21 protein-coding genes and 1 pseudogene are annotated in these 21579 nt (G+C 60.9%); 4 read left to right on the forward strand and 18 right to left on the reverse strand.

Annotation, left to right across the window (positions count from 1 at the left end; all coding sequences use genetic code 11):
- Positions 1-5: 5 nt before the first annotated feature.
- The 14 genes from IYW40_RS02155 to IYW40_RS02220 all read right to left on the reverse strand — a co-directional run bounded on the left by IYW40_RS02155 (position 6) and on the right by IYW40_RS02220 (position 12750).
- Positions 6-536 carry an NUDIX domain-containing protein gene (locus IYW40_RS02155; RefSeq protein ID WP_348644216.1) on the reverse strand — a complete coding sequence of 177 codons (531 nt, stop codon included), beginning with the start codon at positions 534-536 and terminating at the stop codon, positions 6-8.
- Positions 529-1449 carry a transketolase C-terminal domain-containing protein gene (locus IYW40_RS02160; RefSeq protein WP_196399195.1) on the reverse strand — a complete coding sequence of 307 codons (921 nt, stop codon included), beginning with the start codon at positions 1447-1449 and terminating at the stop codon, positions 529-531. Before IYW40_RS02160 ends, IYW40_RS02155 begins: the two co-directional genes overlap by 8 nt.
- The gene (locus IYW40_RS02165; protein WP_196399196.1) at positions 1446-2312 is read right to left on the reverse strand and encodes a transketolase; all 867 of its coding nucleotides are present in this window, start codon (positions 2310-2312) and stop codon (positions 1446-1448) included. Before IYW40_RS02165 ends, IYW40_RS02160 begins: the two co-directional genes overlap by 4 nt.
- A gap of 30 nt (positions 2313-2342) precedes the next feature.
- Positions 2343-3338, reverse strand: a complete 996-nt coding sequence (locus tag IYW40_RS02170) for a GDP-mannose 4,6-dehydratase (RefSeq protein WP_196399197.1) — start codon at positions 3336-3338, stop codon at positions 2343-2345.
- Between the two features lie 33 nt (positions 3339-3371).
- Positions 3372-4028 (reverse strand): class I SAM-dependent methyltransferase, encoded by a 657-nt coding sequence (locus tag IYW40_RS02175; protein ID WP_196399198.1) that lies wholly within the window; start codon positions 4026-4028, stop codon positions 3372-3374.
- A 3-nt stretch (positions 4029-4031) separates the two neighbouring features.
- Positions 4032-4913 carry an NAD(P)-dependent oxidoreductase gene (locus IYW40_RS02180; protein ID WP_196399199.1) on the reverse strand — a complete coding sequence of 294 codons (882 nt, stop codon included), beginning with the start codon at positions 4911-4913 and terminating at the stop codon, positions 4032-4034.
- The gene (locus IYW40_RS02185; protein WP_196399200.1) at positions 4913-6229 is read right to left on the reverse strand and encodes a nucleotide sugar dehydrogenase; all 1317 of its coding nucleotides are present in this window, start codon (positions 6227-6229) and stop codon (positions 4913-4915) included. Before IYW40_RS02185 ends, IYW40_RS02180 begins: the two co-directional genes overlap by 1 nt.
- Positions 6226-7176, reverse strand: coding sequence for a Gfo/Idh/MocA family oxidoreductase (locus IYW40_RS02190; RefSeq protein WP_196399201.1), 951 nt, complete (start codon positions 7174-7176; stop codon positions 6226-6228). The genes IYW40_RS02185 and IYW40_RS02190 overlap by 4 nt, the downstream gene beginning before the upstream one ends.
- 4 nt (positions 7177-7180) lie before the next feature.
- Positions 7181-8734 carry a PfkB family carbohydrate kinase gene (locus IYW40_RS02195; RefSeq protein ID WP_196399202.1) on the reverse strand — a complete coding sequence of 518 codons (1554 nt, stop codon included), beginning with the start codon at positions 8732-8734 and terminating at the stop codon, positions 7181-7183.
- 97 nt (positions 8735-8831) lie between these two features.
- Positions 8832-9842, reverse strand: coding sequence for an NAD-dependent epimerase/dehydratase family protein (locus IYW40_RS02200; protein ID WP_175093870.1), 1011 nt, complete (start codon positions 9840-9842; stop codon positions 8832-8834).
- Entirely contained in the window at positions 9839-10852 is a 1014-nt protein-coding gene (locus IYW40_RS02205) for an SDR family oxidoreductase (protein ID WP_196399203.1), read from the reverse strand. The genes IYW40_RS02200 and IYW40_RS02205 overlap by 4 nt, the downstream gene beginning before the upstream one ends.
- Positions 10849-11622, reverse strand: a complete 774-nt coding sequence (locus IYW40_RS02210; protein ID WP_196399204.1) for a transaldolase — start codon at positions 11620-11622, stop codon at positions 10849-10851. The genes IYW40_RS02205 and IYW40_RS02210 overlap by 4 nt, the downstream gene beginning before the upstream one ends.
- A gap of 9 nt (positions 11623-11631) precedes the next feature.
- On the reverse strand, positions 11632-12150 hold the full coding sequence (locus tag IYW40_RS02215) for an HAD-IIIA family hydrolase (RefSeq protein WP_246720585.1): 519 nt from the start codon (positions 12148-12150) through the stop codon (positions 11632-11634).
- Between the two features lie 36 nt (positions 12151-12186).
- Positions 12187-12750 (reverse strand): SIS domain-containing protein, encoded by a 564-nt coding sequence (locus tag IYW40_RS02220; RefSeq protein ID WP_196399206.1) that lies wholly within the window; start codon positions 12748-12750, stop codon positions 12187-12189.
- Between the two features lie 370 nt (positions 12751-13120).
- Between IYW40_RS02220 and IYW40_RS02225 the strand changes: the two genes are divergently transcribed.
- Positions 13121-14245: an NAD(P)/FAD-dependent oxidoreductase gene (locus tag IYW40_RS02225; RefSeq protein ID WP_196399207.1), complete on the forward strand. Its 1125-nt coding sequence runs from the start codon at positions 13121-13123 to the stop codon at positions 14243-14245.
- 99 nt (positions 14246-14344) lie between these two features.
- Here the strand turns inward: IYW40_RS02225 and IYW40_RS02230 are convergent.
- Positions 14345-14486: pseudogene (locus IYW40_RS02230) on the reverse strand (IS5/IS1182 family transposase); the annotation flags it as partial.
- A 60-nt stretch (positions 14487-14546) separates the two neighbouring features.
- On the opposite strand from IYW40_RS02230, the gene IYW40_RS02235 reads away from it, so the two are divergent.
- The 3 genes from IYW40_RS02235 to IYW40_RS02245 all read left to right on the forward strand — a co-directional run bounded on the left by IYW40_RS02235 (position 14547) and on the right by IYW40_RS02245 (position 16878).
- Positions 14547-15635, forward strand: coding sequence for an SbmA/BacA-like family transporter (locus IYW40_RS02235; RefSeq protein ID WP_281432855.1), 1089 nt, complete (start codon positions 14547-14549; stop codon positions 15633-15635).
- 37 nt (positions 15636-15672) lie between these two features.
- On the forward strand, positions 15673-16374 hold the full coding sequence (locus IYW40_RS02240; RefSeq protein WP_196399209.1) for a VIT family protein: 702 nt from the start codon (positions 15673-15675) through the stop codon (positions 16372-16374).
- Between the two features lie 69 nt (positions 16375-16443).
- Positions 16444-16878 carry a cupin domain-containing protein gene (locus IYW40_RS02245; protein WP_246720587.1) on the forward strand — a complete coding sequence of 145 codons (435 nt, stop codon included), beginning with the start codon at positions 16444-16446 and terminating at the stop codon, positions 16876-16878.
- Positions 16879-16939: 61 nt separating this feature from the next.
- Here IYW40_RS02245 and IYW40_RS02250 read toward each other — a convergent pair whose 3' ends face one another.
- The 3 genes from IYW40_RS02250 to IYW40_RS02260 form a co-directional block, all read right to left on the reverse strand.
- Complete coding sequence (locus IYW40_RS02250; RefSeq protein ID WP_196399211.1) at positions 16940-17986, reverse strand: class I SAM-dependent methyltransferase; 1047 nt, start codon at positions 17984-17986, stop codon at positions 16940-16942.
- 169 nt (positions 17987-18155) lie between these two features.
- Complete coding sequence (locus IYW40_RS02255; protein ID WP_196399212.1) at positions 18156-20207, reverse strand: L,D-transpeptidase family protein; 2052 nt, start codon at positions 20205-20207, stop codon at positions 18156-18158.
- 156 nt (positions 20208-20363) lie between these two features.
- Entirely contained in the window at positions 20364-21404 is a 1041-nt protein-coding gene (locus IYW40_RS02260) for an alpha/beta hydrolase (RefSeq protein WP_196399213.1), read from the reverse strand.
- Positions 21405-21579 lie beyond the last annotated feature (175 nt).

Below are 21579 nucleotides of genomic sequence, written 5' to 3' on the forward strand. Positions count from 1 at the left end.
TAAGGTCATCGAGGAAATTCCTGGAGCCGCCGCGCTTCTTCATTCAAGTCCACGGAGCGCCGCGCGCGTTCATGGCTCGCGCGCGTCAGATGCATCCAGAGCGCAAATGCGTCGTATGGCGTCACTCGTTCCCTCGCAAGCAGATCGGGGCCCTCGAATGCGCGCATCGCGCGCCCCTCTCCGAGGATAAGCTTCTCCATCTGTGCGGCCGCGAGCGGCGTCTCGAAGAAATGGCGCTCGACAGGGCCGCCGCCTAAAGCGGTAAAATCGAGCGTCATCGTCGTAAACCAGACCATGGTCGGGGCGTCGTATCCCAGTTCTTCCCGCAGTTCGCGCCGCAACGCCGCCTCGGCCCCTTCGCCGGGTTCGACGCCGCCGCCGAACAGGCCCCAATGGCCCGGAAAAAAAATGCCGGGCTTCTCATCCCTAAGCTGCATGAGATAGCGACCGTCGTCGAGGACAAGCAGCGCAACCGCCGCATCGCCCGGCGTCAGCGGTCCCTCGTTGAGGAAATAGTCTGGGGCGCGGTCACTCACTGAGAATTCGCCGCGTCATATCCTCGACCGAAAGCCCGTGCGCGTCGAGGATGTCGTCATGGCTTCCGTAGCAGTGAATGAACTCATCCTTAAGCGTGAACGAAAAGAGCCTTGTTCGCGCGCCCATATCGAAGGCGATTGCTTTGACTTGCATTGCGAGACCGCCGGTCGGCGCACATTCCTCGATAACGACGACAGAAGGAAATCGCGTCAGCACGTCGGCGACTCCGCTGACGTCGAGCGGCTTCAATGTGTGAACCGAATTGATCGCCACGCTGCGGCCGGCCGCCTCGAGCCGCTCGGCCACGGCCCACGCGCGTTTCATGATCGGACCGTATGTAAGAATGCAAACGTCCGCGCCCGGGCGAATTTGCCGCAGCTTGCCGAAGGTCCAGGGTTGTGGCGCGTTGCTGGTGAAGTCCGGCTCTCCCGCCTTGCCGAGGCGCAGATAGACCGGCCCACGCTCCTGCGTGGCGCACCAGCGCGTCGCCGCTTCGGTTTCCGCCGGGTCGCAAGGCGCGATAACTGCGAGGTTAGGAATCGCGCAGGCGATCGCTACATCTTCCTGCGCGTGATGCGTCGCGCCGAGCGTCGAATAGGTGAGGCCGCCGCCGATGCCGACTACGGTGACGCATAGATTTTGGTAGCACAGATCGTCTCGCACCATTTCAAACGGGCGGTAGAGCGAGAAGGTCGCAATCGTGTAGGCGAAGGGCCGCAGGCCACGCTGCGCCATTCCTGCGGTCATGCCGATCATGATCTGCTCGGCGACTCCGGTGTTCACGAAGCGCTGCGGAAATTTCGTGCGAAACTTCTCGATGCTGCCGGCAGGAGATATGTCCGCTACGACAAGGCACAGGCGCTCGTCCTCCCTGCCCAGCTCATAGAACGTATCCGCAAATCTATTCCTCATGGGGCGTTCTCGATTTCGTTCAACGCCTGCGCATATTCCTCCGAATTGGGCGAACGGTAATGCCAGATCGGAACGCTCTCCATGAACGAAACGCCTTTGCCCTTCGTCGTGCGACAAACGATCAACCTCGGGCGAGGGGCTGCGTCATTCGAACGGTCGTTGTCGAGCGCCGCGAAAATCTCCGCGCTGTCATGTCCAGCGACTTCAGCCGTGCTAAATCCAAAAGCGCGGGCTTTGTCGAGTAGGGGGTAAAAGGCCTTGTGACCCTCGCTTATGCGTTCGAGACCAGAAAAATCATTGTTGTCCATCAGCGCGACAAGATTGGAAAGACCAAGATTTGCGGCGGCCATCATCGCCTCCCAGGTCGAGCCCTCCTGAAATTCGCCATCCGAGAGGACGCAATAGACCCGCGCGTCGCTCCCTTTCAGCTTCTCAGCGAACGCCTGTCCGACCGCGATTCCCAACCCATGTCCCAACGATCCGGTCGAAGCCGCAATCCCCGGCGTGCCGTAATCGGGATGCGCGCCGAGCCGCCCGCCGGGCTTGCAATAGGCGTCGAGGTCGGCGCGCGACAATACGCCTTGCTCCTCGAGCACGACATATTGGATCATGCAGCCGTGACCTTTGGACATCAGAAAGATGTCGCAATACTCACCGTTCGCGTCCCGACGCATCGCGCCGTTATACAGCGCGTCGACGATCTCGACGCAGGAAAAAGCCGGCGCTACATGCAGCGCGGAAACTTGTCGCGAGATGTCCAGAATGCGCCGGCGGTAGCGGCGGCAGCGTTCCTTTGCCGCAGCGGCGTCGAAATTGTTGCGCCGTCGCTCGTCGCGCTGACATAGCATGAGTCCGTTGGTCATTTCACATTCCGCCCAACTCGTTGCGGTCGATCATGCCCGCAAAGTGTAATCGCGAGGCGCGCGTTTCAAAGCGGGAAGATTTGCACGCGCCCAGTCGACCATTTCCGACAAGCCCTCCGCCCAATCAATGCGGGGCTCCCAACCCACGTCGCGCTTGATCGCTGAAGAGTCGAGCCAGTAGCGCGAGTCCTGCCCGAGTCGATCGCCGCTGACCTCGCACAATTGTTCGAACGGAACGCCGACAGCCTCCGCGCAAAGCTCGACGACGCGCCGAATCGAAGTTGGCTCGCTCGGACCGACGTTATAGACGGCGCCGAGCGGCGCGCCTTCGGCAACGAGCTGGATCGCCCGGCCGAGATCCCGCGCATGAATATAGGACTTTTCCGCCTTGCCGCCGCCATGCAAGGGCAGTTTCTCGCCGAGCAGCCCCGAGACGATCGCCTTGGGCACGACGCGATGCAAAAGCTGCCCGGGACAATAGGCGTTCGACGGCCTCAAAATATTCATCGGGAACTTGAGGAATCGCGATATCGACAGAAGATGCATGTCGAAAGCGACCTTGGAGGCGGCGTAAGGGCTCGACGGCTTGATCGGCTCGTCCTCCGTCACGGGGCGATCGACGGACCCGTACATTTCCGACGTCCCGATCTGAATGAAACGCTCCAACCAATCCCGTTTCATCAACTCTTCCGTAAGGCGCGCCAACGCCATCGAATTCGTCTCAAAAAAGCGCCAGGAGTGCTTCCAGGAGACGGCGCCCTCTCCCTGCGCTGCGAAATTGACAATGATCTCCGGCTTTTCGCGATCGAGCAGTTCGAGCAGCAGATCGATTTCGTAAGTCACGTGACGGGCATGATATTCGTAACCTTCGCGCTGATCGATATCCAGCGAGAACGCGCGCTCGCGCAGCGGATTGCGACCGATGCCGATCACTTTTCGCGGGTTCGCGTGATCGAGCATCCAGAGCGCGGCGTGAATGCCGAAGCTGCCTCCGCCGCCAAGGATTGCATAGGTCTTATTCGACATGTGTTCGCCTTCGCTTCTTCAGGGAGCGTCACGTCACTCGACGATCGTCCAATAATAGTCGCCCGTATAGCCGGCTTCGGCAAAGACTTCGATCCAGCCTTGCGGGTAATCGTGGAATTTCGCCGTCAGCACCCAACTTTCGAAAAGACTCTTTTGCTCGGGCGTACGATACGAATCGACCTGGACGAATGAGCTTTGGCGAGACACGCGCTCGATCTCACGCAACGCCCTCAATGCGCCGGCGCGGTCGAAATTGTGAATCGTGTTGATGCTCACGACACAATCGAAGCTCTTGTCGGGGAATGGCAGCGCGTCGGCGGAGCCGAGGTGCAGACGGCCCACGACCTCCGGTTCGCAGTGCATGAGGGCGTAACGCGATATGTCGAGACCGAAGGCCTCCAGCCCCGGCTCCGCGAGCATCAGGTCTTTGACAAGAAAGCCCTTGGCGCATCCGACATCGAGAATTCGCGCGCCCGCCGCGAGACCGAAATGAGCGATGATATCCTTCGCGACCGGTCGCCAGCGCCCGTCGTAGCGATAGCCGCCATAGCCGTATTCTCGCGGCCCGTCGAAATAGAGCTCCCCATATTCTCGCGAAAGCGCAATGATCTCGGGCGTCTTCGCTTCGCCTCGCTGCGTGACGTTGCGCCGGGATTTTGGCAGCGCGCGTAACAGATCGACTTCCGCCATGGCCTATTGCTCCGCGAAAGTTTGTAGCTTCGCGACGGTCGCTATGGTCGGCGCGTAGGCAAAATCAGGGAATGCGGCGCGCGTCGCTTCGATGTCAAACGGACGATAGCCGTTATGCGGCATAGGTCCAACGCGCGGCGTCTCTTCGACCGCTACTTTACGCCGCGAGGCGCCGGCTACCGCTTCCGCGAGCGCGCGGAACGAATGCACCTCGCCGGTCGCTACATTGAGCGCGCCGATCGAGCGCCGCGTCAATATCCGGAAAAGGATCTCGGCGAGATCGTCAATCCAAACATGGTCGCGTCGCTCCTCACCCGCGCCGAAAACCGCGATATTCTCACCGGCCGCCGCTAAGCGACGAAAGCGATTGGGGCCATAGCCGTTGTGCGGATCCTCAAGACCATAGAGAAGAGTCGGACGCACGATCGTCAACGGCGCCGAGATATCCGAGCGAAATGCGATTTCCCGAGCAAGGTGCATGGCGCCGTGCAGCGTTCCAGGCGCCGTGGGCGTCTCTTCGTCAATCGGAACCGGCTCGTCGGCGTAGACGGCGTCCGAGCTGATGTTGATCACATGCGATGGAGCCGCATCCTTTAACGCCGCGACCATCGCGCGCGTCATTTTGACATTCTCGACAAGCATGTCGAGAGAGCGGCAAGGCGCGCGCGCCGCGGCCGCCACGACCGCATCGCCGGGCTGCAAAATCGCGCGCAATTGCTTCTCGGCGCCGTCGGCAAGAAGATCGATCTGCTGGCGAGTGATCGCCAACACGGGAATTTGCGCGCGCGCGATGCGGCGACAGAGCGCGCCGCCGACAAATCCACTCCCTCCGATGACAACAACGCGAGCGGGAGCCATCGGAGCGGGAGCGAGATGGCGTAGCATTAGAGGATTCCCGCGCTCGGGTTATGGCGAGCCCCGAGCGTGTAGTAATCGAGGCCGGCCGCCGCAGCGGCGCGTGGATCGAGTAGGCGATAGGGATCAATTACAATGCGACCCCGCATCGTCCGAGCTATTTCCTCAACGCCAACTCGACGATAAGCAGGCCAGGGCGTCAAGATCATCAAGGCGTCGGCGCCTTCTAGCGCCGCGAGCGGCGAGTCGACGCCTGTCAGTCGCGCGTGAGAAATTGCGCTTGCTTGCACGACGGGATCATGCGCGAAGAATCGCGTTTCTGGCAGCCCCATGATCGTCGCGACGGACGGCGAATTTTTGATTGAATGCGTGTTCTCTTTGTAGGCGAGGCCCCAAACGGCGATCGTCGCCTCAGGCTTTTCACGAAGCAGAGCGGTCTTGATCGTGCGACGCACCCAATCGCGGCGCCGCCGGCTGTTATCGATCCATGCGCGGACGATGCCCGCGTCCGTTTCGAAACGCTCGGACAAAGCAATGACCGTCGCAAGGTCACGCTCGAGATTCCCGCCTGCGATCCCCAATCCCGGCGAGAGATAGGCGCTTGGGCCGATGCGGGCGTCGAGCTTCAACGCGGGAACGATCTCGGACCACTCGGCCCCTATATTCTCGCAAAGTTCCGCCAGCGTGTTGGCGACGCTGATCGAAGACACCAGGCAGCAGTTAATCGCGATCTTGCAAAGTTCGGCGCTCTCGTAACTCATCGGGATCAACGGACATCCGAATGCAGAGAGCAACGCCTCGTAGCGCGGCTCCAGCGGCGCGCTGGAATCCGCGCATCCGATAATCGTTCGCTCCGGATGCAGCGCGCGCGCCATGGCGCGGCCAAACACGAGCGTTTCGACCTGATAGTAAAGCCGCTCCGGCGGAACCGCGCGCACGCCCCGCGTAAAACCCGGCGGAACCTGACAAAGAATTACGAGAATTCCATCGGGGCGTAACGCCTTCGCCACCGCCTCGATAATGCCGACGATCGGTCTAAGATCGCTTTGGCCCCTATCGTCGGTCGGCACGTCGTATGAAATATAGACGATGTCGCATTCCGCGAGCCGCGAAAGATCGTTGGTGAAGGCTTGCCGAGCGCCATTGGCGCGCAGCAGATCATCGAGATCCGGCTCCTCGATCGGAGGCTGGCCCGCCGAAAGCCGCTCGATAAGTTGAGAATCGGAATCATAGCCGATCGTCTTAAAACCTTTCGCCGCGACGGAGGTCGCGGAGACGATCCCAAGGTGGGTCATGCCGGCGAAGCCGACGATGATATCCGAAGCGTGCTTGATTGCAGAAGTCATGCGTCTTGCCTGCGGCGTCGCCGCGATTGTTCGAGAACCACTTCCTCGAGTTGCGCCAACACGTCTCGCAGCCATATGTCGTTCGAGAGGTCGGTCTTTGCTCGAGATTGGCACATGCCCTTGAAATGCTCGTATTCGAGCTTCCAAGTCGGATCGTCCTGCACGAGCGTGACCGCCTGCTCCGGCGGGCGCCCCGACGGAAGAATTCGCCGTCGCATCGTAAAAGTTGACGGACCCCATTTACACAGCGATTCAATGTGAGCGCTGCCGTTTTCTGCAATGATATCGCAAGCGAAGTGATTGCGCCAAGACAGCAGCGTCATTTCGAGCTCGATGCGACATGCGCCGTCTTCATTGCCGATAATGACGTGATCGGGCGACCTGTTCTCAAAGCAGTTGACGGCGACCAGTTTGAATCTCGCATCGATGTCGCCAAACCAGAAACGGCATGTGTCCAGAAGGTGCGAACCAAGATCCGGAAGCACGCCGGCCCCGCTATCGCGCCATTCCGAATTTCGCACGAGGCGCGCCGTTCCATTGCCGTAGAACATGCGACAGGAATAGATCCGCCCCAGTTCGCCCGACGCAATAAGGTCGCGCATGCGCACGAAATGCGGTTCGAAGCGATGATTGTAGGCCGTGTAGCAAACGACGTTCGCGGCGCGCGCGAGGCGCCCGAGTTCGTCAAGTTCCGAGGCCGTACGCGTCCATAGCGGCTTTTCGACCAGCGCGTGCTTTCCATTCGCCAGCAGGTATTCAAGAATTTTGAATTTCGGCTCATCGGGTATGCAGCACAGCGCCGCATCGAAGCTATCGAGCGGAACGTCTTTTATGTCTCGATAGTCCGCGGCGGCATTGTAGGGGTCGACAGTCGCGACGAAGTCTTCGCCGGCGAACGCACGCCTTTTATGTCCCTGGACCCCGAGGCCGACAACAATCACTCTCATGGCGCTACACGTAATTCGTTTGTTTTTCCACCGCATCAAGCTTTTTCAAAATTTGCTTGGGCGCGATGGGCGCGTTGCCGTCGCATTCGCATTCGCAAGCGGCCGCGAGCAGACCGATGATGGTCGCCTGCGTCGGATCCTTCGTGGCGAGCATGGCGAGCGTCGAATATGCGAGGAGCGCATCGCCGGCGCCGACGGGGTCGACGAGATTCTCGACAAAACTGTCGAGCACGAAAAAGCTATCCAGCGATTCGTGATCTGTGCTTTGGCAGACGAGCACCCCGCGCTGCCCGAGCTTAAGGATCAGCAATTTACATTGCGCCTCATCGAATATCGCGGAGGCCAGAGGTCGAATGCCTGAGTCCTGATCGGCCAGCGCAAATCGCGCCTCGCGCTCATTCGGCGTAATCAGATCGAAACCGCGAAATTCAGTGATGTTTCCCCAGCGGCTCGCGACCTGGCTGTCGGCGACGCGATACGCATTCGCCGGAATCGCCTCGATGAAATCGGCTATCGTGCGGCGATTGAAGATACCGTGACGGAAATCGGCATAGATAACCGCATCAGCGCCGCTGTTGCGCACCGTATCGGTCATCTTGTTGCAGATAGCGTCGGTAATTGAGTTGTTGTCGAGCGTGTCGACTTTCAAAAGGCGATAGCCGCCGACGACGATTGCGTTCTTGTTCACCGTGGGACGACCGCGCTCCGTCACGACCGAGACATCGACGCCGGCCCGCTGAAGGTCGTTCAGAACAAATTCGGCGTACGCGTCATCGCCCAACACGGTGCAAAAAGAAACGTCCGCGCCGGCGGCGCGGCAGTGCTTCGCGACGATCGCCGCTCCTCCTGCATAGTCCGTTTTCGACTCAAACAGAACGGACAAGGTCGGGGTCTTGGTCTGGCCTCCGATCATGACGCAATTGGTGTAGCTGTCGACGATCGTGTCGCCGACCACATGAACGCGATAGGCGGAAAGCGCATTTATCGCGCGGCGCAGGTCGTCGAAGGAAATTCCTTTTCTCTCCATGATGATTTGGAGCTTTTCGAAGCGAAGCTTGGGAGCCTCGAGTTCAATGAGCTTCGACGAGGAATAAACGATGTCGCCGGGCGTGAAGACGATCTCGCCGCCATAGGCGCGCACGGCTTCCGCTTCCTCCTCGGTCTTCGGACGCATCCCGGTTGTTGTGTATTCATATCCTTTTGCGAAGAGGTCAGGCTGAATGAGTTTCAGATTGGCGAGCGGCGTCGCATTGGCGTCCACGACCACATAGTCAACCATCTCGAGAGCGGCGAGATTGAGCGCGCGCAAGTCCTGCGGCACGTGCGGCCGATGAAGCCCCTTAGTGATGTGCGCGTCGGCCGTTATGCTCGTAATCAGAATATCGGCTTTGCCCTTGGCGTAAGCGAGATGCCGAATGTGGCCCGGATGAACCACATCGAAAACGCCGTGGCACATTATTGCGCGCTTTTCGCGCGGCATAGGACCGAGGATTGTGCGCAACTCTTCCGGCGTCTTGATTTTGCGGCCATAGAGTCGATTGAGTGAGCTATTGGGCATGAGCAACTCTGCGAGAAAGCGTCCTCGGTTGGAGTGAAGGCTTCGGTTGGGCCCCTACTCGTCGCGAGTCTTGTATCAAACTACTGCGCGTGCGGACTCATATCCGAGCCGCGTCGCCTCCAAGAAATTCGAACCACGTCTTCGTCGCCTTTGCGATCGACTCGGGATCCCAAAGCGGAGCGTCCTTCCAAAGATGTATCTGCTGCATCATCCTCGGCGCCCCCTCTTCAAACGGAACTTTCGGCCGCCAATCGAGAAGCGTAGAAATCTTCGTTATGTCCGCCCAGGTGCAATCGGGCTCGCCCGGCCGCTTAGGCACATAGACCACGTCCCCGCCGAGTAGGGACACGAGTTGATTGATTGATTTCGGAGCGCCGGCGCCGACATTAAAGCGCTCGCCGACGATATCCGTTTCGGCGGCGGCAAGAAACGCTTCGGCGACGTCCGTTGCGTAAATGAAGTCGCGTGATTGCGACCCGTCGCCGACCACAGTGTACGGCTTGCCCGCGAGTTTCTGGCGAAAGAAGACGCCAAAGACGGCGCCATATGCGCCCGTGGTGCGCACGCGCAAGCCGTATGCGTTAAATATGCAAATCGAATTGACAGGGAGCCGGTAGACGTTTCCCCAGTGAAACACCGCTTGCTCGCCCTGATATTTTGAGAGAGCGTAAGGATATTGCGGCGCGATCGGGTGATCCTCCCGCGTCGGCGTCGCGGCGAGGCCATAGCAGGATGAAGATGCCGCATAGACGAATTTTTTCACCTTTGCGGCGCGCGCGCATTCGAGCGTACGGACCGTTCCCTGGACATTGATGTCCATGTAATCGATCGGGCGCTCGATTGACGGAACGATGTCGCCAATGCCTGCAAAATGAAAAACATAGCGGCAATCCGAGAAGATCGGATCACCGGGCGCCAGCGTGCGTATATCTCTCCAATGACAGGCGAGGTCCGAGTTTTGCGCATGATGCGCAAGATTCGCTTCGCGCCCGCCCGACAAGTCGTCGATCACGCGAACGCAAAATCCGCGATCCAGCAGCAGGTCGACCATATGGCTCCCGATGAAGCCCGCGCCGCCTGTCACCACAGCAATAGGTTTGCCGTTCATGCTGCTTTCAATCTTTGCAGCCGTTTGACGTTGAAATAGGAGTCGTCGTCGAAACTGTTCGGCAAGCGATTTTCTCGGAATGCGACGCAGAGTTCGCGCACCGCGTCCTCGATCGTGCGCCGCGGCTGAAAGCCCAGCGCGCGCGCGATCTTGCCCGAATTGATGTGATACGAGCGCAGATCGTCGCTCGGCGTCGTCACGATTTCGAGATCGCCTCGTTCGGGATATTCTTCGAGCACGACCTTGCGAACCAGTTCGGCGATTTGCATCAGAGAGAGATTTTGATATCCGACGTTGAAGATCTCGCCTTGGATCTTTTCCGCCGGCGCCTCGAGAAACATCTGCGCCGCGTCGACATAGTCCTGAATATGCAGGTTTGGTCGTAATTGTGAGCCGCCGAAAACCGTGATCCTGTTCTTGTTCACGGCGTGATTGGTGAGAATGTTTACGGAGAGATCCAGTCGCTGGCGCGGCGCGTAGCCGCACACGGTCGCCGGACGGAAGGTGACGCCCGTGAAACCGTCATCGATGTGTCTGTTGAGCAGCGGCTCGCACATTCCCTTGTATTTGTTGTAAAGCGTCAGGGGCACGAGCGGATGGTCTTCCGTCACCTCGGGTTGGTCGGAAACGCCATAAACCGAAGATGAAGACGCATAGATGAAGCGTTTGACGCCCGCGTTCTTGGCCACGAGCACCATTGGCTCGAAGGCCTCCAAATTCACCGAGGTCGAGAGCCGTTCATCGAGTTCGAAGCTGGCGTCATTGGAGATGCAGGCGAGACTCAAGAAAGCATCGTGGCCGGCGACCGCAGCGGCGAGCTTTGCTCCGTCGCGTATGTCACCCTGAACCACCGTTAGGTTTGGGTCGTCTTTCGGCAGGAATTCGCAACCGAAATACATGACGTCATACACGGTCACCTTGTAACCAGAGCGAAGGAGCTGTGGAACGAGGCGGCTCCCGCAATAGCCGGCGCCGCCCGTAATGAAAACCCGTTCGAACTGTCGCGTCATCGAGCATCCTCGCGTATATCGCTTACGCCGCCGACCTCGGCGGACAAGTTTCGTGGCGCAACGTCGATGTCGAATCCCGAAGCCGTCGCGTCGCGATAGAACATTTGCACCGTCTCGAGAGAAAACTGCGTGAGATCCTTTCCAACCAACTCTAGCTTGGAAAGAATGCCGGGCGTGGCGGTGATGATATGGCAGCCCGCCTCCTGCGCGTGAAAAACGTTTAGCAACTCGCGCGGGCTCGCCCAAAGCAGTTCCGCTCGCGGGCGCGCCGCAAGCGCCGCGCGGCAGGCCTTCATGTGAGGAACAGGATCAACGCCGGTATCAGCGATTCTCCCGGCAAAGACCGAAATAATCGCCGGCGTTTCGGGCGCGAGCGCCGCGGCGACGTCGCGAACCTGCTCCACGGTCATGATCGCGGTGACGTTGAGCGTCACGCCTTCGTTGGAAAGCGCGCTCAGAATAGGGCCGGTAAACTCGCCTTTCGTATTAACAACCGGAATCTTCACGTTGACGTTTGGGCCCCAACCGGCAATGACGCGCGCCTGGCGCGCCATCTCGGAGAAGTCGTCGGCGAATACTTCGAATGAGACGGGACGATCCGGAATCGCCGCGAGCACCTTGCGCGCGAATTTTTCGTAATCGGCCACGCCGGCTTGGCGCATCAGCGTTGGATTCGTCGTGAAGCCGACGATCCTCGGATCGCGATACATTGAGATCATTTCGCCAAGATCGGCGCCGTCGGCAAAGAGCTTAATGAAAATTTTCGGCATGAGCGACTTTCAGCTGTCTGCTTGTGGCAATGATAGGATCCAGTCGGCTGCCTCGCAGAGCGAGCCGACAATTTTATCCGGGCGTTCGGGGGGCGGTTCCGCCGTATAGCCAAGATCTATGAACACGGTGCGGCACCCAGCCGCAGCGCCGGCTTCTATGTCGCTCGCTCGATCGCCTACCATGAAGCTCTCCTTGAGATCGAGCTCGATTTCGCGCGCAGCTTCCAACAGCATTCCAGGCTGCGGCTTGCGGCAGGCGCACTGGCCCGTATGGCAGCAGATCTTTATCGCATCCAAAGGCATTGCGTGGCGAAGTCGGAGGCTCATTTCATCGACGATCTCACGCGCAACTCGACCGGCCCCCACATCTGGCTGGTTTGAAACGACGACGGTGAAGAAGCCCGCTTCCTTCAACCTCGCAACGCACCTCGGCGCGTCCGGATAAATGGCGAATTCCGCGAGAGTCGTCGGTGCGAAACTGCGGCCTTCGCGAAAATGCGGCACCACGAGAACGCCGTCACGATCCAAAAAAACGGCGCGTCGCGGCCCGAACATCCTTGGCTCCTACCACTTCGTCCCACGCGACTGGAGAGCTGGATGAGACACGAGGCAATGCCAGACGATTGCCTGAAACGCTTCGGAAAGCGGCGTCACGCGGCCGGCGTCGACCTGCGGAATCACGACCACCACGTCGCCATGGGCGCTGGCGTGGCCGTCGGCGCGACCCACGATCGCAAAAACGCGGGCGCCACGCTGCTTTGCAAGGTCGATGGCCTTCACAAGATTGACGCTGACATTGCGGGCCGCGTTCCCGCCACCCACTGAAAGGACGAGGATTGCGTCGCCGCGGGAAAGCCGGCTGACCTCAAGCCATCCTGTGAAAATCGTATCCCATCCTTCATCATTGGCCCGAGCCGTCAGCTCCGAAACATTGTCCGTCGGCGCATAGGTTTCGATCCCGCACAATTTTCGAAAATCATTCGCCGCATGACCGCAATTTCCCGCGCTGCCCCCGACACCCAATATAAACAAGCGTCCCTCGCGCTCGCGCAATTGACTCAACTCCTGAGCGAGCCGCTCGACCACGCCGGCGTCAAGAAGTCCTGCAACCTCTCGTACCTGCTCCATAAAATTGATAACATGCGACAGGGCAGCGCTCCTGTTTAACAAGCAAAAGCTGGTTAGAATATCGCCCTGTGAGAGTCAATCCAGGCGACGCGTCGAATCGGTAGCGTCTCATTTTAGCCACGCGATCACTTGCCGCAAGAGCAAGACAGGGAAAGCCGACGCTCGAATGCGGCCTATGTCGAACGGGTCAACCAGGTCATTGGCGACTTGGCGTCACCGAAATGCTAATCTGTCTTTCGCCCCGAAAATACAACATGCGTCCTATAAATGGGTGGGCTGAGATTTAATCCACAGATCGCGCTGGACTGGACGACGAAAACCAACAAAACGAGGCGCGGGGCGCACAAGAACGCGAGGCGGGCGAGCAAAGATGAGCGGTGCGAATTTTGACGTTGTCATAGCGGGCGCCGGCGTTGTCGGTCTCGCCGTGGCCCGCGCGCTCGGCGAGACGGGATACAAAGTTCTGGTTACCGAAAGCGCTCCGACGATTGGTTCGGGCGTCAGCTCACGCAATTCCGAAGTCATTCACGCTGGTCTGTACTATCCGCCCGATAGTCTGAAGGCGCGACTATGTCGGCGAGGCGCCGAGTTGCTCTACCGATATTGCCTCGATCGCCGCGTTGGATTCCGGCGGCTCGGAAAGCTGATCGTGGCGACGCAGCCCGATCAGAAGGCCAAACTCGATCAGATCGCTTCGAACGCGCTCGCGAGCGGCGTTCGAGACCTCATTCGCCTCGAAGCGGCGGAGGCGCGCAAGCTCGAGCCGAGCCTTGCCTGCTACGGCGCGATCCTGTCTCCGTCGACCGGCATTGTCGACAGTCATGGGTTGATGTTGGCGCTGCAGGGCGACGCTGAAGAGTCCGGCGCGACCTTCGCTTTCAACGCCAAAGTCGTGGGCGGCGCGGTGACGCAAAGCGGGATTACGCTCCATATTCGCGACCGCGCCAGCGACGACGTCTCCTCGCTCGAGACGAGGGCTTTCGTGAACGCCGCCGGGCTCGGCGCGACGACGCTCTCCCGAGCCATCGACGGATTTCCGGCCTCCATGACGCCGCAGCCTTATCTCGCGCGCGGTTGCTATTTCACGCTCTCCGGGCGTGCGCCTTTTTCCAGGCTCATCTATCCCGTTCCTGTGGACGGCGCTCTCGGCGTTCATCTTACGCTCGACCTCGCCGGACAGGCGCGGTTTGGCCCAGATATCGAATGGATCGATGAAATCGATTACAACGTGGACCCGCGGCGCGCCGAGGCCTTCTATGACGAAATTCGTCGCTACTGGCCCGCCCTTCTAGACGGCGTCCTGCTTCCCGGCTACGCCGGCATTCGACCGAAAATCTCGGGGCGGGGGAAACCTGCCGCAGATTTTCGCGTCGACGGGCCACGCCAACACGGCATCGACGGCCTCGTCAATCTGTTCGGAATTGAAAGCCCGGGACTGACGGCCTCACTCGCTCTCGCCGAGCTGGTCCGCGATCGCCTCGGTGAGACGCCTTGACGTTAGGAACTCACAACGCGACGCCCGCTAGTCCAGTCGTCGATATGGCTTGTGGCGCCTGTGGCTGGAGAATGAAAGCAGAGGCTTTAGGGTCCAGACTCATAACCATTCGCTGACGGTTGCAGCGATGCAAACGGCGGCGAGGAAATTGACGGCGTTTCGGTCATAGCAGCGTCGCTGCGCGCCTGAAGTGTTTCAGGCGGCAGAACATGCGTTCGATGGCGTTTCGGTTTCGATAGAGCCGACCTCACAAATCTCGCACAAAGGGAACAACGTGATTCAGCGGTTCCTCTGGTTAGCGATGGGCTATTGGAAAGGCCAAACGCAACGCCCGGCGTGGGTTCTCTCGGTTGGATTTCTCATATGCCTTGTTGTGAACACTTACATGGCTCTGGCGGTGAATCGCTGGAGCAAGAGTTTCTTCGACGCGCTTCAAACGCATAAAGTCGATGAGGTGACCGGGGGAATTCTGCAGCTCGCCATTCTGGCCGTCGGCGTCGGTCTTGCCTCAATCGCCACAACGCAGTTTCGCATGAGACTTCAGGTCAACTGGCGATTGTGGCTCACCGCCTCGCTCATCGAGAAATGGCTCGTCAACGAATCTCGCCAAGCCTGCGCCATATCCCCCGCAATCGATAATCCTGAAGCCCGCATCGCCGATGACGGTCGGCTGGCGATCGAGCTTTTTGTCGATCTCGCCGGAGGCGTCATCAATATTTTCTTGGTGTCGGCCGCCTTCATCCTCGTTCTCTGGCAAGTCGGGGGATCCTACGAGTTTTTCGGCGTGGTCATACCCGGCTATCTGGTGCTCGCGGTCTTCGTCTATTCAGTGGTGACGTCGTTTTGCATGTGGGTGCTGGGGCGACCGCTGGTGGCAAGCGTCGAAGCAAAGGCCGCGGCGGAGGGGAACTTCCGCTATGCGCTCACCCGCGCCCGTCATGAGTTCGAATCCAGAGCGGTGGTGGAAGTCGACGAGGACATCGATCGCGATATTGGCGATTACCTGCGTCACCCTGTCGTTAAGGGGGTTCCGATCATTCCCGATCGGCTGCCCGAGATCGACGCCCAGAGCGGAAATCCTTTCGACAGATTTCTCTTTCTGCTCGCAGCGACCTGGGGTCGCGTCATTCAGGGGCAGACAAAGATCGTTTTTTTAACGCATGCGAACAATCTTCTGGCTCCCGCCGTCCCCCTGTTGCTTGGCGCGCCGAAATATCTTGCCGGCGATTTGACGCTCGGAGATCTGATGCAGGCGGCCGCAGCTTTTTTGCAGGTGCAGCTCTCCCTCAATTGGCTCGCCGACAACGCCCTGAGCATCGCGAACTGGTCGGCTTCGGCGCGGCGCGTCGCAGCCCTTGATTTAGCGATCGACACGACACGTGAGGAATAGCGCGTGCGCTTGCGACGCACGCTAACTGAGGACCGTCATGAGCCGACTTCGCATGCACCGGGAGAGTCATCTCGTTCAGCGCATCGGCTGGCTGCGGGCGGCGGTGCTCGGCGCCAATGACGGCATCGTGTCGACGGCGAGCCTGATCGTCGGCGTCGCCGCGGCGCAAGCGACGCGCAGTGAGGTGCTGATCGCCGGCGTGGCGGGGTTAGTGGCCGGCGCGATGTCGATGGCCGCCGGCGAATATGTCTCGGTCAGCTCCCAATCCGATACCGAAAAGGCCGACCTCGCGCGCGAACTCAAGGAATTGAGCGAGCAAATCGAACTCGAAAGGGAGGAGCTTGCGCATATTTACGTCGAGCGCGGCGTCGACCTTGAGCTCGCGCGGCAGGTCGCTTCGCAGTTGATGGAGAAGGACGCGCTGACCGCGCATGCGCGCGACGAATTGGGCATCTCGGAGATCGCCAGCGCGCGGCCGGTGCAGGCGGCGCTAACGTCGGCCGTCACCTTTGCCGCTGGAGCCGCGCTACCGCTCCTCGTCGTCGGGATCGCGCCGCGAGACGCGATCATCCCCGTCGTCTCGGCCGCGTCTTTAGGCTGCCTGGCGCTGCTCGGCGCAATCGGCGCGAAAGCCGGCGGCGCCGGCGTCCTGCGCGCCGCGGTTCGCGTGACGTTCTGGGGCGCATTGGCGCTGGCGCTGACGGCGGGCGTCGGCAAGATTTTCGGCATGGCCGTTTAAATGAACCGGCGATTGCGGAAACGGTTCTATATGGCGAACGCAAGAAGCAGATTGCGAATGGAGCAGCAAATGATTCGCCTGGGGTTTGTCGCAATCCTGTGCGTCGCTTTCAACACAGGCGGGGCGGCCGTCGCGAAGGAGCCTGCGCCAGCCGAAATCGTGACGGAAATCGCCGGGACGACGAAAACCGCCACTGGGCAGCCGATCACGCTTCCGCAGGGGCCTTTAGAGGTCGTGGCTTCGATTTACACTCTGGCGCCCGGCGTCAGATTGCCGGAACATAAGCATCCGTATCAGCGCTATGCCTATATCCTTGAAGGCGAACTGATGGTCCAGCAGGCGGATTCCTCGTCGCGCATCTATCGCGCTGGAGAATTCGTCATAGAGAGCGTCGACCGCTGGCACTTCGGCGCGACGGTCGGGGCCGTTCCGGTCAAATTGCTGGTGATCGATCAGTCGCCGCCAGGCGGTGAAGTCACCGTCAATCGACCAACGGCGCCGTAACGGCAAGCCAGAACATGAAACGCTCGTCCATTAGACATCCGCGAAGCGTTTACGTGTCGCGCTAGAGCCGCGCCTCGAGGATCATATTGAAAGGCGTCGCCGCCGCCTTGCGGAAACGGGAGAAGCCGCCTTCGCGCACGACCTCGCCGATGCGCTTTGCGCCGGCCTGGGCGCCGAGCGCGAGCCCGACGTCCTGATTGAGCGACGTCGGCACGCAGATGTGGGTCGAACCGGCGTAATAGACCCGCCCAACAGGGTTCAGGTTTTCCGCCAGGCTGTCGCCGGCCGCCGGCTCGATCAGCATCAGCGTTCCGTCTTCCGCCAAGACGTCGCGAATATGCGCCACGGCGCCGACGGGATCGCCCATGTCGTGCAGTGAATCGAACATCGTCACCAGGTCGTAGCGCGCGCCGGCGAAATCCTGCGCCCGCGCCACTTCGAAGCGCAGGTTCTTGCGACCGTCGGCCCTCTCCCTTGCGTGAGCGATCGAACCCTCGTGGTAGTCGATCCCGACAAATTCCGAGTTCGGAAAGGCGTCGGCCATGAGCAAGGTCGAGACGCCATGTCCGCAGCCGACGTCGGCGACGTTCGCGCCGCGCTCGAGCTTGGCGGTCACGCCGTCAAGCGCCGGCAGCCATTCGGCGACAAGATGCGTCCGGTAGCCCGGCCGGAAGAAGCGCTCCACGCCGCAGAACAGACAATTGCAATGGTCGCCCCAATGCATGCCCTTTCCGCTCTTGAAGGCCTCGGCGAGTTTGGGTTCGTCGTGAAAAATCGCCGACATCAGGCTGAAGCCTCCCACCATGAAGGCGGGGCTGTCCTCGGCCGCAAACACCGCCGTCTGCTCGGGAGACATCGAAAATTTGCGCGCCTCGGCGTCATAATCGACGAAGCCGGAGGCCGCTTGTGCGGAGAGCCATTCGCGCACGTAGCGTTCATGCGTGCCGGTCTTGTCGGCGAGTTCGGCGGAGGTCGCGGCGCCTTGCGAGAGCGCGCGAAACAGACCGAGCTTGTCTCCGATGATCACCAGAGCCGCGTTGGAAGCGGCGCCCAGTTCATTGACGACCGTTCCGAGCAGCGAGTCGAGCTTGTTCATGTCCAGGTTCATCGCTCACCTCTCATTATGGATGGCCGGCGGGATGCGCCTTTGGCTATCGCGCTCAGCGCCTATACAGCGCTCGCGGGCATGACGCCGGGAGAATACAGGCGCAGCTTCCAACTGCCGAGCAATATCGCCGTCGCGCGCGGGAGAACCGATGGAGCGCGGCGCGCGCGAGCTAGCGCAATTTGATCGTCAGATCCGTGCCGTCGTTTCCGGTCTCGCCGCTGACCGGTTGGTCCGAGATGATGAGCGACGCCCCAGTCCATAGCCGCTCCGCGATCCGCTCGCGAACGTCTTTCGGGATGTCGACGCGCTCCAGCGCCTCGGACGGGGTCGCGCCGGCGGCGCGCCAATCCCAGGATATGTCGGCTTTAGCATCGGCCGACGCCAGATTCTTCCTGCGCTCCGTCTGCGCCTCCGGCATCGAGATGACCGACCATTTCAGCGAACTCCCGTCCTCCTTGGCCGCCGTCGCAATATAAAGATGCGAGCCGAGCGGCGCGTCCGGATCGCGGATCTCGATTGGCGCATCGAAAAGCGGCGACAGGGCCTGGCGAACATAGATCCGCCGATCCTTCTTGCTGATCAGCACCGAGATGGGCGTTACGCGCCGCTCGGCTTCTCTTTGAGCGGTTGCGGCGGCGGCGGCGGCTGTTCTCGCCTCATCCAAACGCCGGTCGGCGTCCGCCCGATCCGAGTCACTGGCGGCGAAGGCCGTTCTCGCCTGTTCGAGCTTTGCCGTGGCTTCCGCAAGCGCGGAGTCGGCGTTGATCTTCGCCTGCAGCGCCGTGTCCTGAATGAAGAGCGCTTTTCCATAGGCTCTCGTCAGGCGGTCGGCATTGGCTTTCGCCAGCGCATCGCCCGCCGACGCGCTGCGTTCCGCCGTGACGGCCGGCTCCTGCTGGCTGTCGGCCGCCGCCGTTGCAGCGGCGGATAATGCAGCGGCCGCGTCCGCTCTGACGCGGGCCGAGGCCTGCGCGGCTTCTGCTGCGCGGAGCGCCGTCGCTGCGCGCGCGGCCTCATTTTGCTTGATTCCCACTTCGGCTGACAAAGCCTTGACGGCCCTGTTGGCGGCGGCGGCTTCAGCCACGGCCTTGGCCTTGAGCTGCTGGGCATATTGGCGCGGATTCACCGTCAGCCGTTCGGCGACGGCGGCTGGGCTCGAGGGAGCCGAGGACGAGGGTTTCTCTGCCACATTTCCGAGTTTGGGCTGGTCCGCATTCTGCTCGATCTTAGCGGCGGGCGAGTCGGCGGAATCGAGCGCCGGCTGCTGCTGATCTGCAGCGGGCGCGGCTGCGTCGCCCGACGCGACCTCAGCGTCGGCTTCCACCTTGGGCTTCTCGGCCTCCTGGGCTGAATTGGCGGTCGGCGCGTCGGCCTCGACGGCGGAGGGCTGTTGCAGATCGGCGGTCGGCGAGGCGGCTCCAGCCGTTTCGCCGCCGGCGTCGGCTTTGGGCTGCTCAGCCGGCTGCTGCGGAGCGATCGCGGGGCGATCCGCTGCGACGTGGAGAGGCTGTTGAGAGTCGGCCGCTGGCGCGCCTTTTTCTGCTTCTGCGGAGGCGCGCATCTTAGGCGCGGGCAGCAACGGGTGTTCGAATTCGGCGGGAAACACGTCATGAGGCGAGATCACGACCCGCTCGCCGATTCTGGTCAAGCCCCAGATCTTCGCCGCGAATGCGGCGGGCAGCCGGATGCAGCCGTGCGAGGCCGGATGCCCTGGCACGACCCCAAGATGCATGGCGATGCCGGACCAGGTGATCCGCTGCATGAACGGCATCGGCGCGCTGGAATAAATGTTGGATCGGTGGAACCGTTCGCGGCCGATGATGGTGAAAATGCCTTTCGGCGTCGGATGTCCGGCGACGCCTGTCGAGATCGCTGAACGGGCGACGAGGCCGCTATGGTTGTAGATCGACACCTGCTGGTCGGCGATGGAGGCGATGAGGAAGAGCGGCCGATCAAGCGGCGCGACCTCGGGCTTGGCGTCGCGCAAAGACGCCGCGTCGCTCTTGTCGGCCGCCGGACGGGAGATTTTTTTTCGCGCGGCGGGGCGTTGCGGCCGCACGACGCGCTCTAGCTCTCGAACCGCGTCTATGAGAGGCTCGCGGTCGCCCCAGAAAAAATAGCCCTGCGCCATGACGGGCGTTCGCGCAAAGCCGAGCGCCGCGGCAGCGGTCACCGCCACCTTCGAAAAAAGCCGGGCGCGAGAGCGCGTTCGTAAGCGCATGTGCCGCTCCAAACTGCGGTTGAGCACCTTCGGTACTAAGGCGAATTTCTTATTTAAACGATAATGAATGGCTAATACGTGGCCAAACAGCAACCAAGATCAAGATCCAATGCTTGAGCTTTGCTTCGTGCGCAGCGAAGAGAGGATTGTTTTAACTTAACTTTGCAGCGCAATGGCGATGAATCTCAGGATCGCCGCGAAGGCAGCGTCGGTCTCCTTCAATATGCCGGGGAAGAAATAAAAGCCGTGCGGCATGGCCTCGCCGATGAAATGCGTGACCTTCACGCCCCCCGCCGTCAATTTCTCGGCAAAGGCACGATTGTCGTCGACAAGCGGGTCGGCGGTTCCGCTGATGAGCAGAGTTCGCGGATAGCCGTTCAAATTGCCGAGCGCCGGGCTCGCCCAGGGGTCCCGCCACTGCTGCGATTTCGTAAGATAGGCGCCCCGCGCAAATCCCATGAAGGACGCGTCGATCACGACGCCCGTCGGGGCAAGCCGCTCGTAGGACGGAAATTTTTCGAAGTGAAAATCCGTGACCGGACATAAAAGCGCGGTCGCGAGAATGGATATGCGTTCCTCGCGCCCTCTTATCGGCAATGCCGCCGCGAGGTTGCCTCCGGCGGAATCGCCGCAAACCAAGATGCGCGATGCGTCGCCGCCGATGTCGGCGCCTCTATCGCGCATCCAGCGCAAAACCGCCATGCAATCGTCGAGGCCGGCTGGAAAGGGCCATTCTGGCGCCCAGCGATAATTGACGCTGACCACGATGACGTTGTTTTCGGCGGCGATGCGGCTGGTGACATAGGCCGTGTCCTCGGATCGTCCGACGACAAAGCCGCCGCCATGCACGTACAGCATCAGTGGTTTCGGGCCGTCGCCGGGCGGCGCGTAGCATTCGCAGCGGATCGGACCTGCGTCCGAAGGAACGGCGAGGGTCGAAACCGAGACCTGCGGATAGAGCTGCGCGGCGCCCGGCGGCAGTTCCGCCGGGTCGATCGCCAGCCCCTCGCCTCTGTAACAGGCGCGCACGGGCGCCATCATCATGTCTCGCATCGCGACGGGCGCGCGCAGTTTCGACAGCAATCGATAGAAGGGCGTGGCCGGATCATCCTCGGAGATGCGGATGACTCCCGGTCCGTCCGCGCGCTCGTCGACAAAGTCGGACGGGGCAGCGCGGCCATTTTCGATGTCGCCCATGAGCTCTTCTCCAAAACGTCGCGCTTTCGGGAATATCCTGCGCGTCCACGATACAATGTGAAAGGCGCGGTCAACGCCGTCCGTCGGCCTGAGCGCGATCTTTCAAGAAGCGACGCGATCTCTGATGAAGCGCGTGGCAAATTGACAGGACGCAGCCGCGAGAACAATATCATCG

The organism is Methylocystis sp. H4A (assembly GCF_015709545.1).
Taxonomy (GTDB): Bacteria; Pseudomonadota; Alphaproteobacteria; order Rhizobiales; family Beijerinckiaceae; genus Methylocystis; species Methylocystis silviterrae.